Source organism: Mycolicibacterium litorale (genome assembly GCF_010731695.1).
Classification (GTDB): domain Bacteria; phylum Actinomycetota; class Actinomycetes; order Mycobacteriales; family Mycobacteriaceae; genus Mycobacterium; species Mycobacterium litorale.
Genome location: NZ_AP022586.1, coordinates 341,954 through 355,729, shown reverse-complemented (window position 1 = coordinate 355,729; position 13,776 = coordinate 341,954). Strand labels below are relative to the sequence as shown.

Below are 13,776 nucleotides of genomic sequence, written 5' to 3'. Positions count from 1 at the left end.
GTCCGGCGTGCGGTGCGTTGGGGCAGGATGCGCGGTATGACGAGCACCACCGTGCACACCTTCTGCCGCTACTGCCTGGCGTCGTGCGGGGTCGAGGTCACCGTCGAGGACAACCTGGTCCGCAAGATCGCCCCCGACCGGCTCAACCCGCACAGCTGGCACGACTTCTGCGCCAAGGGCCGCACCGCGGCGCAGCTCGTCGAGCATCCGCGGCGGATCCTGGCGCCGATGCGCCGGGTCGGCGACCGCTACGTCGAGGCGAGTTGGGAGGAGGCGATCGCCGACATCGCGGCGCGGATGAACGCGGCGATCGAGGCCGACGGGCCCGACGCGATCGGCTCCTATTACGGCAATCCGTCCGGCTTCTCGGGGTCCAACGTCATCTTCATGAACGCCTGGCTCGACGCCGTCGGCACCCACAACCGCTACTTCGTCGGCTCCGTCGACCAGAACGCCATGCACGTCGTCGCCGAGGCGATGTACGGGTCGATGCTGATGGCGCCGGTGTCCGACATCGACAACTGCGATTACTTCCTACTGGTCGGCACGAATCCCGCAGTGAGCGCGTGGAATTGGCTGGAGACGGTGCCGGGCGGATGGCGGCGCGCACTGGAGCGCCAGAAGCGGGGCGCGACGCTGGTGGTGGTCGACCCGATCCGCACCGAGAGCGCCGACAAGGCCGACCTGCACCTGGCGGTGCGGCCCGGGCAGGACTGGGCGCTGCTGCTGGCGATGGTGAAGGTCGTGCTGGACGAGGGGCTGGAACATCGCGGCGACTGCGCGGACCTCGCGGTCGGCGTGCCCGAGATACGCAGGCTCGCCGCCGAAGCCGATCTCGACGACCTGGCGGCGCGCTGCGGTGTCGATCGCGTGACCATCGAACGCGTCGCCCGCGAGTTCGCCGCCGCGCGCGGCGCGATGGTCGTGACGCGCACCGGGGTGTCACTGCACGCGGCGGGCACGGTGGCCGAATGGCTGGGCCACGTGCTCAACGTCATCACCGGCCGGATGGACCGGCCCGGCGGGCGCCGGTTCGAACCCGGCTATGTCGACGCGCTGCGGCTGGCGGATCTGGCGAAGGGCACAACCCACGTCAGCCGGGTCGCCGGACGCCAAATGGTCGCGGGCGCACATGCTCTGGCCGAGCTGCCCGACGAGATCACCACGCCGGGCCCGGGGCAGATCAAGGCGCTGCTGATCAACTGCGGCAACCCGGTGGTGTCCGGCCCGGACGGCGCCAAACTCGACCGCGCGCTGGCGACACTGGATCTCCTGGTCGTGATCGACCTGGTGCAACGCGAGAGCCACCGCCACGCGCACTGGCTGCTGCCCGCCACGCACTGGCTGGAACGTGACGATCTATTGGCGTTCACCAGCAGCATGCACGACGAACCGTACGTGCAGTACGGGCGTCGCGCCGTCGAACCGCCGCCCGGCGCGCGCGAGGAATGGCGGATCTTCACCGACCTCACGCTGGCCATGGGGCGACCCCTGTTCGGCGTGCGGGGAATGAACGCGTTGGTGCGGGCCACCCGGCGCGCCGCCGCACTCACCGGACGCCCGCAGCTCGCATTCGGTCCGCGGTGGATCAACCGGATCGTGGTGGCCACCGCGCGGAAGGTCAACGGGCGCAAGCTCCGGTGGCGTGACGTGGCGGACAACGAGCACGGTCTGGTGCTGGGTCCTCGCGAGTTCGGGCACTTCCGCGCCGCGCTGCGCACGCCGGACAAGAAGGTGCACGCCGCGCCACCGCAGTTCGTCGCCCGGGCCCGGCAGCTACTGCGCGAACCGCGCCCGGCCGCGCCGCCCGGCTATCCGTTCCAGCTGGGCAACCGCCGCCACCGGCATTCGATGAACTCCTGGCTCAACGAGCTGCCGGGCCTGCACCCGGCCGGGAAGGACAACACCGTCGTCATCCACCCCGACGACGCCACCGCCCTCGGGGTGGCCGACGGTGACCGGGTGCGGGTGTTCTCCCCCGTGGGCGCGGTCGAGGTGCGGGCCACGGTCAGCGATCAGCCGCGCCGCGGCATGGTGGTGCTCGACCACGGCTGGGGCTCACGGGTTTTCGATCCGCGCGGCGGAGGTCCGCCCCAATCCTTCGGCGTGAACCGCAACCTGCTGGTCGACGGCGCCGCACTGGACCCGCTGTCGCAGACCTCCACACTCAGCGAGGCCTACGTCGGCGTCCAGAAGATCTAGAGCTGCGGCCCTTCGGCGCGCAGATCGTCCACCTTGGACATCGCCTCGCGCAGTTGGGCCAACCATTCGTCGGCGTGCTGGCCGACCAGCCGGACCGACCAGGCCAGCGCGTCCGAGCGGGACCGCGCGACCCCCGCGTCGACCAGGGTGTCCAGCACCTGACGCTCGGGTTGGCGCAGCCGCGTCATCACCGGAACGGCGATGTGCGTGAACAGGATCCGCTCCGGATGCTCCTGCGAGCCCACCTCGACACCCCAGGCCACCTTGCGGCCGTACCGGGCTTCGGCTTCGTCGGCGATCCGCATCCGCTCAGGGCGGGTCTGCTCACGGAAGCGCGCCGCGCGCCCGGAGGCGTGCGCCTCGCTCTCGTGTTCACCCGCGTCGGCCAGCCGGCCGATCACGGTGATCTCCTCGCGGTCGACGACGACGGTGGGGTCGCCGGCGAACCATTCGTCGGGGACGCGGCCGGCGAACCAGTCCGCGGCGTCGCTCGCGTCGGGTTGCTCGGCCTGTTGCCAGCCGCCCGGACGACCGGGTCGGCGGTGATGATGTGTCTTCATGATTACATGATTACATCGTTACAACGCTGATGAGCGGAGTTCACCATCGGCGAAACAGGTCGGCGACACTACGGTTGATGACGCATTCGGCGCGAAAATCGTCACGAACCGTAGTCTCGGCGCAACCCCGAGCGAGGAGGAGTGAGGCGATGACCGGTCAATGGCTGCCCGATCCCGACGGCCGTCACGAATTCCGTTGGTTTGACGGACAGAGATGGACCGACCAGGTGTCCAGCCAGGGCCAGGTGATGCAGGCGCCGCTGGCGGGGGCTGCGACTCCGGCGTCTCCGCCGGCGCCGGCGGGTGGTGACGGATTCAGCGGCATCTCCGGAGATCTCGTCGACGGCCGGTTCAGCGAGCGCGAAGCCACCCCGATCGCCAACCAGAACACCAAGATGCTGCGGGTGCGTCTCGGTGAGCCGTTCATGGCGCGCCAGGGCGCGATGGTGGCCTACCAGGGCAACGTCGACTTCTCCTTCGAGGGCGGCGGGGCGTCGAAATTCCTCAAGAAGGCGCTGACCGGAGAAGGCCTGCCGCTGATGCGCTGCCAGGGGCAGGGGGACGTGTTCCTCGCCGAGCGCGGCTACGACGTGCACCTGCTCCGCCTCGCCAACAGCGGGCTGTCGATCAGCGGCAAGAACGTGCTGGCCTTTTCGGCCGGGCTGGACTGGAACATTGAACGCGTGCGCGGCGGCAGCATCGCGACCGGCGGCCTGTTCAACACCACGCTGCGCGGCACCGGATGGGTCGCCCTGACCACAGACGGCCCGCCGGTGGTGCTCAACGCCGCCGAGGCCCCCACGTTCGCCGACACCAACGCCGTCGTCGCATGGTCGGCCAATCTCCAGACCCAACTGAGGGCCAGCTTCAAGGCCGGTGCGCTGATCGGCCGCGGATCCGGCGAGGCACTGCAGGTCGCCTTCCACGGGCAGGGTTTCGTGATCGTGCAGCCCTCCGAGGGCATCCCGGTGCCGACGCAGTGAGCGCTGACCGCGCACCCCTGTGGGACACCGAGGCATTCAGCGGTGTCTACGCCGGACACCCCGGCCGCCTGTACCGACGCGGCCCCGCCACGATCGACGATCTGATCGCCGGCACCCGGTGCTGGACCGACCGGGAATTCCTGGTCCACGGCGAGCGCCGGATCACTTACGCGCAGTTCCGCGGGGCACTCGGCAGGGTCGGCGAGCGCCTTCGCGATCTCGGGGTGCAACCGCGCGACCGCGTGATGGTCTTCGGCTACAACAGCCCGGAATGGATCGCGGCCGTGTTCGGCTTGTGGCTGCGGGGAGCGGTTCCGGTACTGGGCAACCGGTGGTGGAGCACCACCGAGGTGACCCATGCCGCCGACCTGCTCGACCTGCGCCACATCCTCACCGACACCCCGCTGCAGACCGCTTCCGCGAGCAGTCCGCTCTCCGAGCTCGCCGGTGCGTTCGACTCACCGGGCCCCGAGGCGTCGGGCACCGACTCCGAGATCGACACCGACATCGATGACGTCGCGCTCATCCTGTTCACCTCCGGCAGTTCGGGCTTGCCGAAAGCCGTTGAGCTGTCGCGTCGTTCCGTCATCGCCAATCAACAGAACATCCTCGTGCGCAATGGCAGGCTGCCCCATCTGCTCGACGCCGACTCCCCGCAGGTCGTCAGCCTGGCGAGTACGCCGATGTTCCACATCGGCGGACTGTCGAGCCTGCTCACCCACTTTCTCACCGGTGGGCGGATCGTGTTGGCAGAGGGCCGATTCGACGCCGGACAGGTCATGGCGCTGATCGAGCGCGAACGCGTGCAGGTGTGGGGTGCGGTGCCCACCATGGCCGTGCGCGTCCTCGAACACCCGGAGTTCGGCAGCCGCGACCTGACCAGCCTGCGGTCGTGGCCGCTGGGCGGAGCGCCGGTCAGCCCCGAACTCCTCGAGCGGATCCGCACGACGCTGCCCAATCTGCGCGAGCGCGGACTGTCCAACACCTGGGGCATGACCGAGGCCGGTGGTTTCCTCACGGTCGCCGACAGCCGGGATCTGCGCGCCAGGCCGGGAACGGTGGGGCGGCCCTATCCCGTCGTCGAACTACAGATCGACCGCCCCGACGCCGACGGGGTGGGCGAGGTGCTGGCCCGCTCCCCCGCCGTGATGCTCGGCTACGCCGGGCGCGGCGCCGACGAGACCGTCGACGCCGACGGTTGGCTGCACACCGGCGATCTGGGCCACCTCGACGACGACGGCTACCTCTACATCGACGGCCGCAGCAAGGACATCGTGATCCGCGGGGGTGAGAACATCGCGTGCCCCCACGTCGAGGCCGCACTCACCAGCCATCCCGCGGTGGTCGAAGCCGCCGCGCTGGGGCTACCGCATCCCGATCTCGGAGAAGAGCTCGCGGCGGTGGTCGTGTACCGCGACGGTGCGCGGCCACCGACCGACGATGAGCTGCGCCGTCACCTCGCCGGTGTCGTCTCCTCGTTCGCCGTGCCGACCCGCTGGCGGATCAGGACCGAACCGCTGCCGACGCTCGCCGGCGAGAAGGTCGACAAGCGAGCGCTGGCGGCCGAACTCCGCTAGTGCGCGATCGGCACCGAGATCTCGCGGTAGCGCACCGCACGGTCCGGGTCCGGCACGTCGAAGTAGACGTCGCGCAGGAAGTAGGTCGTGTTTCCCATCTTGACGGTGAAGTCACCGGTGTAGCGGATGACCGGCGGCTCGGCCACCTGGATCTTGTGCGTCCACGGGGGAACCGTGATCGCGATGGTCTTGGTCGTCTCCACGGTCTCTTCGAATTTCGCGGAGTACTTGGTCGAGATCTCCGCAGAGACGATCTTCTTGATGTTGATACCGGCGGTGGCGCTGATCTCCACGCTGTGGCTCGTGCTGTTGCTGAATTTGACCGAATCCTTGAGTTCGGCCTTGGTCTCCGCGGTCTGATAGCTCCAGATCTCACGTTCCTTGCCGTAGGTCCGCTCTTGCTTCTTCGCCTCGAAGGAACAGGTGGCCGGCGCGCTGCCGCCGCAGAGCCTGTTGAGGGCCTCGGCTTGCTTCTGGCCCTGACCAGCCGGGATCTCCACGACGCCGCCGGGCTGATCCATCAGCACCATGGGAGCGCCGTAGCGGTTGCAGACTGCCGCACCGCTCGTCGAACAGCTGGACTGCGTCTCGCTGAACGCTCCGACCCGCATCATCAAAGACCACTGACCGTCGACGCGACCGTCCGGGGCGAGCACACCGTAGGTGGGGTACACCCGGCCCTCACCGAGGAAGTAGTACACGACCTCGAAGTGGTGGGTCTCACCGGGCTGCAGGATCGCCCCGACGTGCGGGGACTGCGTCACCTGATTCTGGAGGTGGTCACCGTAGGCGATGAGTTTGACCGGCCTACTCGAGGCGTTGATGACGTCGAAGCCTTTGGTGACGGTATCGCTGGCCGCCGCCATCACCAGACCCTCGGAGAGAGGCGAATCCGGCTGCGCGACCTGATCGTACGGTGACACGTCCACTCCGACCGCCAGTTTGACGCCTGGACTGCGACCGGTGAGGAAGTCGGTGACCGTGCGTACGCTCAGTCCCCGATCGACGATCCGCACCGAGAACGCGTCCGTCCACCCCGACGCCATCTGTTCGGGCGTGACGTCCGCGTTGGGCGTGTAGACGTAGGTGCCGTTGGAGAACACCACGACGTCGCCGTATTTGGGCTTCTCGGCGACTTCGAACGTCAGCCGGTCGTTCTCCTCGTCGGTGGTGTTGAACGTGCCGACGATCACGCCGGTTCCGGTGCCCTGCACGATCTGCCGAGCGTCGGGCGTGGGGCGATCGTTGAAGAAGATCCGGTCGAGCTCACGGCGCACCCAGTCGAGCATTCCCACGAGCACCGCGGGGGCGGCCGGCGTGGTCGGGATCTTCAGAGAGACATGAGGGAGAGCCAGGCCCACCATCGCCAGGAGCCGGGGAATCAGGCCCTTTGCGGGAGCGACGGTCGGCGCGGAGACCGTCGCGGCGAGTGTGGCCGCGCCGACGGTCTCCGCCGCACCTGCGATGGCCGTCGTCCGTGCGCCGGCAGCCGACTGCGGCGACTCGAGCAGATTCTCTGCGTCATGATCTTCTGCGCCCGAGGACGACTCGTGGGAGACCGCAGACTCCGCGGCGGAGGGGGTTTCGGACTCTGCCTCCTCGACGATCTCAACCGCGGAGTGGCTGTCGCGGTCGATGATCTGCGTCGCGGCCGGCGGCTGGCCGCCCGGTTCGAGGGCCACGATCTCGGCTGCGGGGTCTTGCACCAGGTCGCCCGCAGCGGATTGTTCGAGTGGAGTCGACGGCTCCGCCCCGCTCGTAGTGCCCGTACCGTCGTCGATGTCGTCATCCTCGACACCGTCCTGCACACCGGGCTCGGCCGCTTCGTCGCCGAGGTCGTCGGTGCCGTCGGTGTCGTCGTCGCCCGGCTCCGTGTCGTCGGATTCGTCGCCGGATTCGGGCGCCGGCGCCTCATCGGCTGCGTTCGGCCGTGGAGACGGCTCCGATGGTTCGGAGTGGGTGTCCGTCTGCGCCCCTGCCGCCTCCCCGCTGTCGGCGGATGCGAGCCCCGTACCGCCGGTGGCCACGGCAACCCCCAAGCCGACCGCGAAGGCGAGCGCGCCGGCCCGTTCGATGTACGACCCTGTGCTCACGACCCGTTCCCCCTCCGTCGACGGCCCATGGGCGCTGAGCATGCCATTGCGTTCGCAAAATCTGGAGCTTTTTGACGATCTCGATAAATTTTGCTCGGACCCCACCACGGGGAGGGCCGCATCCCATACCCCCTATGGGTATATGATGGCGTCATGAGCATCCACCTGAACGTCGAAGGCATGAGCTGCGGTCACTGCGTCAAGGCCATCACGACGGCGGTCGAACCACTGCCCGGCGTCGCGGGCGTCACCGTCGACCTCGAGGCCGGGACCGTCACGGTGGCCGGCGAAGCCGACGAGGCCGCGGTCGTCGCGGCGATCGAGGACTGCGGATACGACGTACGCCGGGCGGCATGAGTTCGGTCGTCCTCACCGTCGGCGGCATGACCTGCGCGTCCTGCGCCGCGCGCGTCGAGAAGAAGCTCAACCGGATCGACGGTGTGACCGCCGCAGTGAACTACGCGACCGAGCAGGCGACGGTCAGCTTCCCCGACTCGGTGCGGCCGGAAGACCTGGTCGCCGCCGTCGAGGCCACCGGCTACACCGCGACACTGCCCACCGCCGAGCCGGACGAGGACCGGGCCGGGGAGCCGGACGAGGCCGTGGCGTGGCGCCAGCGGCTGCTCGCGTCAGCGGCGCTGAGCATCCCGGTGGTGCTGCTGTCGATGATCCCGGCGCTGCAGTTCGACAACTGGCAGTGGCTGGCCCTGACGCTCGCCTCCCCCGTCGTCGTGTGGGGCGCCTGGCCGTTCCACCGCGCCGCGCTGACCAACCTGCGCCACGGCGCCGCGACCATGGACACCCTCATCTCCGTCGGCGTGACCGCCGCCTACCTGTGGTCGCTGTGGGCGCTGTTCTTCACCCACGCCGGCATGCCGGGGATGACGATGTCGTTCGACCTGCTGCCGTCCGACACCTTCGAGCCGCACCTGTACCTCGAGGTCGCCGCCGCGGTGACGACGTTCCTCACCGCGGGTCGCTATTTCGAGGCTCGCGCCAAGCGGCGTTCCGGTGCGGCGCTGCGTGCGCTGCTCGACATGGGCGCCAAAGATGTTGCCGTGCTGCGGGAATCGCGCGAAACCCGGATCCCGGTCGCGCAGCTGACCGTCGGCGACGACTTCGTGGTGCGACCCGGCGAGAAGATCGCGACCGACGGCGTGGTGGTGTCCGGCTCCTCGGCCGTCGACGTGTCGATGCTGACCGGTGAATCGGTACCCGTGGAGAAGGGCCCCGGTGACGACGTCGTCGGCGCGACCGTCAACGTCGGCGGCCGGCTCACCGTGCGCGCCACCCGGGTGGGCGCCGACACCCAGCTGGCGCAGATGGCCCGACTGGTGAACGAGGCGCAGAGCGGTAAGGCCGAGGTGCAGCGGCTCGCCGACCGGGTGTCGGCGGTGTTCGTTCCGGTCGTGATCGGGTCGGCGCTGCTGACCCTGGCGGGGTGGCTGCTGGCCGGCGGACCGGTCAGCGCGGCGTTCACCGCCGCGGTCGCCGTGCTGATCATCGCCTGCCCGTGTGCGCTCGGCCTGGCCACCCCGACCGCGCTGCTGGTCGGCACCGGCCGCGGCGCGCAACTGGGCATCCTGATCAAAGGGCCGCAGATGCTCGAGTCGACCCGCCGCGTCGACACCGTGGTGTTGGACAAGACCGGAACCGTGACGACGGGCCAGATGTCGGTGGTCGCCACCCATGCCGACGAGGCGACGATGCGGCTGTTCGGCGCGCTGGAGAACGCCTCGGAACATCCGATCGCGCGCACGATCGCCGCGCACGCCGCCGAACGCGGCGACCTAGCCGCCGTGGACGACTTCGAGAACCACGGCGGCCGCGGGGTGAGCGGTGTCGTGGACGGTCACCGCGTCGCGGCGGGCCGCCTGGCCTGGCTGACCGAGATCACGTCGGCGTCGGTGCCCGACGACCTCCGCGAGGCCGCCGAGGCGGCGCAGAACCAGGGACAGACCCCGGTGTGGTTCGCCGCCGACGGGGCGATCCGGGCCGTGGTCGTCGTATCCGACACCGTCAAGGACCGCGCCGCCGACGCGATCGCCGACCTGCGGTCGCTCGGGCTGACCCCGGTGCTGCTGACCGGTGACAATCGGCATGCGGCGCAGGCGGTCGCGGACCAGGTCGGTATCGAAACCGTGATCGCGGATGTGCTGCCCGCCGACAAGGTCGACGCCATCCGCGGGCTGCAGCGCGAGGGCAAGGTCGTGGCGATGGTCGGCGACGGGGTCAACGACGCGGCCGCGCTGGCGCAGGCCGACCTGGGCCTGGCCATGGGCACCGGGACCGACGCGGCGATCGAGGCGTCCGACCTCACCCTGGTGACCGGTGACCTGCGCGCGGTCCCCGACGCGATCCGGCTGTCGCGCGCCACGCTGCGCACGATCAAGGGAAACCTGTTCTGGGCGTTCGCCTACAACGTGGCGGCGCTGCCGCTGGCCGCACTGGGATTGCTGAACCCGTTGATCGCGGGTGCGGCGATGGCGTTCAGCTCGGTGTTCGTGGTGACCAACAGCCTGCGGCTGCGGCGGTTCACCCCGTCGCGCTGAACGTCACTCCGGCGGGCGGCGCGCGCGGAACAGCTTCACCTCACCCTTGATGCCCTTGAGGTGGCGGGCGCCGGCGAACGACCACGAGAACCGCTCGTCGTCGCCGATGGCGTGGCGGACCGATTCGGAGACCAGCACCGTGCCCGGCCGGGCCGCTCCGGTGACCCGGCTGGCGAGGTTGACCGGGCTGCCGAACCAGTCGCCGGCGCGGCTGACCGCCTCACCGGAGGCGATCCCCACCCGCAGGCGGGGGAAGTCGGCATCGGTCTGGGCGGCGTCGAGCAGGGCGAGCGCCGCCTCGAGCAGGGCCGCGGGCTCGGGGCTGACGAGCATCACGGCGTCGCCGATCGTCTTGACGAACCGCACCGGCGCCACCGCCAGCTCACGGGCCATGTCGCCCAGCCGGCGCGCAAGCTGCTCGAGCTTCTCGGGTGGTAATGCCTCACCGAGGCGGGTGAAGCCGACCAGATCGGCGAACATGATCGAGACCTCGCGGGCGCCCGGTAGCGGCACCCCCTTCGCGCGCTCGGTCGCCGAGACGGCTTCGGTCTCCATCGCGTGGCGCAACTGCAGCAGCAGCATGTCCTGGATCATCGGGCCGAGCTGCGGGGCGAGGTCGCGCACGAGCGCCTCGGATTTCGTGGCGATCTCCAGCTCCGAGGCGCCGGGCGTCAACACGGCCGCGAAGGCGGTGTAGCGCATCACCTCGGCGGCCTTCGCAAGGCCTTCCGACAACACGCGCACCACCTGAACGACCTGATCGGGGTCGAGCCCGAACTCGATGAACCGCTGCGCATGGGCGGCGGTCTCCGCGTCGGCGCGCAGGTGCACCGCGGCATCGGGGTCGTCCACCCGCGACAGACCCATGGCGCGCTGCACGCGCTGCAGCAGATCGAGGTCGATGCCGAACTTGTCGCTGATCTCGCGGGCGGAGACGTACACACCGTCGTCACCGACGTGCCGCCGCGAGGCCAGCAGCATCGGGGAGATCGCGTCGCGCACCTCGGGCACCGTGAACCCGCGCGCCAGTAGCCACTCGATCAACTCGGCGCGTTCGGCGCGCGCCGCCCCGGTCAACCCGTCGAGCAGGTCCTCGATGTCGTCGGCCACCGGCTCAACGTATACCGCGCGCCGCGTCGGGCATCCTGTTCGTGATGAGTGTCAGACCACCGCGCGCGCCGCTGCTCCACGGGTTCGCGCCCATCGCCGGCGGCACGCCGCGTGTTCTCGTGCTCGGGAATGCGCCGAGCGTGCTGGCACTGGCGAAACACCAGTACTACGGCAACCCGCGAAATGCGTTCTGGCGCATTGCCGGTGCGCTGTACGGATTCGACGCCGACGATCCCTACCCCGAGCGCACCGCGGCGCTGATCGCCAACGCAGTGGCGGTGTGGGATGTGCTGCGTGAGTGCCGACGCGCCGGCAGTCTCGACTCGGCGGTCGAACCGCCCAGCATGGTGGCCAACGACTTCCACGCCTTCTTCGGCCGGTACCCGTCGATCCGGCGGGTCTTGTTCAACGGAGCCGCCGCGGAGCGCAACTTCCGGCGGCTGGTCCCGGGAGAGTTCGACGTCGAGTTCGAGCGGCTGCCGTCGACCAGCCCCGCGCAGACGATGCGCTACGAACTGAAGCTCGCCGCATGGCGAGCGGCGCTCCAATCCCGCTAGTCGCCGGGGCACGTCGCACACTTCCTGCCACGTGGCGGTCAATCACTGCCAACGGGATGGATCGCGCTGACCTGCAGGTTGTTGCAGTCAGACCGGCCAGGAAAACCCTCCAGACCGAACGGACACGAAGAGGTACGGAAATGAACAAGTTCGGATTCGCCACCATCATCGCCGGCGGACTGGCCACCGGATTCCTCGGCTTCGCCGCCCCCGCCCAGGCCGCCCCCGCCGGGCCCGGCAACGCCGCCGACACCATCAGCTCGCTCGATGACCGCGGCTACGAGGTCCGCGTCAGCCAGCAGGGCATGAACAAGCCCCTCGACGAGTCCAGCATCGTCTCGGTGCGCTACGACAACGAAGACCGCGTCGTCTACGTCACCACCCGCTGACCCACTCGCCGCCACCACCGCCGAGACTGCGGTGAGATCACGAAAACCGTCGAAACGGTGATCTCACCGCAGTCTCGGCGTATGTGGGCGTAGGCGGCGCGGGATACCGTGGCGGGATGTCCTGTGTGTTCTGCGACATCGTCGCCGGTGAAGCGCCCGCCATCCGCGTCTACGAAGACGACGACTTCCTCGCGTTCCTCGACATCCGCCCGTTCTCCCGCGGTCACACGCTGGTGGTCCCCAAACGTCACAGCGTGGACCTGACCGACACCCCACCCGACACGGTCGCCGGGCTGGCCCGCATCGGCCAGCGCATCGCCCAGGCCGCGCGACGTTCCGGATTGCACGCCGACGGCAACAACGTCGTCATCAACGACGGTAAGGCCGCCTTCCAGACGGTGTTCCACATCCATCTGCACGTGCTGCCCCGCCGCAGCGGCGACAAGTTGTCGTTCGCCAAGAACATGGTCCTGCGCCGCGACCCCGGTCGTGAGGAGTCCGGTCGCCTGCTGCGCGAGGCGCTCTCCGAACTCGACACGACGCCGTAGCCGTCACCACGCCGGGCCGTGCAGCCCGAACCGGTTCCGCGGGTCGGCCGGCTCCCAGCTGCAGTCGACCTGGGATCGAGCCCCCATCTCGCGGGCCCGCGCCACCAGTCGCCGGCCCAACTCGAGCTGTCCGGGTTCCCATGTCGCGAGCGCCTCGGTGATGTCGCCGCTCGCACGCAGCGCGTCGTGGAGTGCCCAGGCGTCGGCTGCCGCCTTCGCCGTGGCGGCCGCGGCATGGGGCCGGGCCGCGCTCGCCGCGTCGCCCAGCAGCGCCGCCCGGCCCAGCGCCATCCGGGTGGCACTGGCGTCCAACACCGCCTGCAGGAACGGCTGCTCGGTGCGCACCACCACCTCGGCCACCGCGGGCGCCAGCAGTTCTGCTGCCGCCGAACGCATCTCATCGACGTAGCGGTCCTGCACCGCACCCGGATGCAGGGACACCTCGGCGCGGACACCCCGCCTGTCGGTCATCAGGTCGTCGAGTTCGTCGCCCTGCGCCACGTTGCGGTACCAGACGAAATTCATCAGACGCCGCCCCACCGCGAGGCCGCCGCCGGGAGCCGGGATCGGGTAGGCCACCAGGTGGGTGTGGGGCGCGAAACTGTAGGTGATCGCATCGTGCAACAGGTCGAAGGTCTCGGCCGAGAGCCGGCTTTCCGGCACGGTCCCGCGCCAACCCACATAACCGGCGTACTCCAGATCGGCGGACGGACAGAACCGCCGCCGGTTCACCGAGCCGATCCCGTCGGCGAACACCGCCAGATCCGCCCGGTCGCGCCGCCCGGAGGCGAACCGCACCTCCACCCCGTCGGCGTCCTCGTCGAAATCCGTGGCGCATTCGCCGAGGTGGTAGTGCTCCGCACCGAGATCGGCCAGCAGCGCCCGGTGGAACGTGCCCCACGACGTGAACGTCCACGCCAGCGGTTCGGTGTGGACGACGGCGTTGCGGGCGTCGAGGTACTGCACGCGGCGGGTGGACGTGCTGACCTGCTCGGGGTGCTGGTCACTGCACTCGGTGAACCAGCGCACGGTCTCCGGGTGCAGGACGATGCCGCCGCCGCGACCGTCGAGGTCCTCGGGCGTGCGTTCGTACACCGAGACGTCGAAACCGAGGCGCCGCAACAACAATGCGGTGGTCAGACCGCCGATGGAACCGCCGACGACCACCGCGCGGGCGTCGCTCCAGTCCTGCATGCCGACACCCT

The 13,776-nt window shown here is 69.7% G+C and carries 12 protein-coding genes; 8 read left to right on the top strand and 4 right to left on the bottom strand.

Annotated features, from left to right (window positions below):
• Positions 1-36 precede the first annotated feature (36 nt).
• Entirely contained in the window at positions 37-2,202 is a 2,166-nt protein-coding gene (locus tag G6N30_RS01700) for a molybdopterin-containing oxidoreductase family protein (protein ID WP_134060810.1), read from the top strand.
• On the opposite strand, the gene G6N30_RS01695 is transcribed toward G6N30_RS01700, so the two are convergent.
• Positions 2,199-2,762, bottom strand: coding sequence for an ATP-binding transcription factor AbmR (locus tag G6N30_RS01695; protein ID WP_134060809.1), 564 nt, complete (start codon positions 2,760-2,762; stop codon positions 2,199-2,201). The genes G6N30_RS01700 and G6N30_RS01695 overlap by 4 nt on opposite strands.
• Positions 2,763-2,911: 149 nt before the next feature.
• Here G6N30_RS01695 and G6N30_RS01690 point away from each other — a divergent pair, with 149 nt between their 5' ends.
• Both G6N30_RS01690 and G6N30_RS01685 read left to right on the top strand, forming a co-directional pair.
• Positions 2,912-3,745: an AIM24 family protein gene (locus G6N30_RS01690; RefSeq protein WP_134060808.1), complete on the top strand. Its 834-nt coding sequence runs from the start codon at positions 2,912-2,914 to the stop codon at positions 3,743-3,745.
• Positions 3,742-5,322, top strand: a complete 1,581-nt coding sequence (locus G6N30_RS01685; RefSeq protein ID WP_134060807.1) for a class I adenylate-forming enzyme family protein — start codon at positions 3,742-3,744, stop codon at positions 5,320-5,322. The genes G6N30_RS01690 and G6N30_RS01685 overlap by 4 nt, the downstream gene beginning before the upstream one ends.
• Here G6N30_RS01685 and G6N30_RS01680 read toward each other — a convergent pair.
• The gene (locus tag G6N30_RS01680; protein ID WP_163687321.1) at positions 5,319-7,523 is read right to left on the bottom strand and encodes an Ig-like domain-containing protein; all 2,205 of its coding nucleotides are present in this window, start codon (positions 7,521-7,523) and stop codon (positions 5,319-5,321) included. The genes G6N30_RS01685 and G6N30_RS01680 overlap by 4 nt on opposite strands.
• 45 nt (positions 7,524-7,568) lie before the next feature.
• Here G6N30_RS01680 and G6N30_RS01675 point away from each other — a divergent pair, with 45 nt between their 5' ends.
• Both G6N30_RS01675 and G6N30_RS01670 read left to right on the top strand, forming a co-directional pair.
• On the top strand, positions 7,569-7,772 hold the full coding sequence (locus tag G6N30_RS01675; RefSeq protein ID WP_134060805.1) for a cation transporter: 204 nt from the start codon (positions 7,569-7,571) through the stop codon (positions 7,770-7,772).
• The gene (locus tag G6N30_RS01670; protein WP_134060804.1) at positions 7,769-9,967 is read left to right on the top strand and encodes a heavy metal translocating P-type ATPase; all 2,199 of its coding nucleotides are present in this window, start codon (positions 7,769-7,771) and stop codon (positions 9,965-9,967) included. Before G6N30_RS01675 ends, G6N30_RS01670 begins: the two co-directional genes overlap by 4 nt.
• Positions 9,968-9,970: 3 nt before the next feature.
• Here the strand turns inward: G6N30_RS01670 and G6N30_RS01665 are convergent, their stop codons facing one another.
• Positions 9,971-11,077 (bottom strand): adenylate/guanylate cyclase domain-containing protein, encoded by a 1,107-nt coding sequence (locus G6N30_RS01665; RefSeq protein WP_134060803.1) that lies wholly within the window; start codon positions 11,075-11,077, stop codon positions 9,971-9,973.
• Positions 11,078-11,121: 44 nt separating this feature from the next.
• On the opposite strand from G6N30_RS01665, the gene G6N30_RS01660 reads away from it, so the two are divergent.
• The 3 genes from G6N30_RS01660 (at position 11,122) to G6N30_RS01650 (ending at position 12,571) form a co-directional block, all read left to right on the top strand.
• Positions 11,122-11,634, top strand: a complete 513-nt coding sequence (locus G6N30_RS01660) for a DNA-deoxyinosine glycosylase (protein WP_134060802.1) — start codon at positions 11,122-11,124, stop codon at positions 11,632-11,634.
• Positions 11,635-11,774: 140 nt separating this feature from the next.
• Positions 11,775-12,023 carry a hypothetical protein gene (locus G6N30_RS01655; protein ID WP_134056399.1) on the top strand — a complete coding sequence of 83 codons (249 nt, stop codon included), beginning with the start codon at positions 11,775-11,777 and terminating at the stop codon, positions 12,021-12,023.
• Between the two features lie 116 nt (positions 12,024-12,139).
• Positions 12,140-12,571 (top strand): HIT family protein, encoded by a 432-nt coding sequence (locus tag G6N30_RS01650; protein WP_134060801.1) that lies wholly within the window; start codon positions 12,140-12,142, stop codon positions 12,569-12,571.
• A gap of 3 nt (positions 12,572-12,574) precedes the next feature.
• Here G6N30_RS01650 and G6N30_RS01645 read toward each other — a convergent pair whose 3' ends face one another.
• Positions 12,575-13,765, bottom strand: a complete 1,191-nt coding sequence (locus tag G6N30_RS01645; RefSeq protein WP_134060800.1) for an FAD binding domain-containing protein — start codon at positions 13,763-13,765, stop codon at positions 12,575-12,577.
• Positions 13,766-13,776 lie beyond the last annotated feature (11 nt).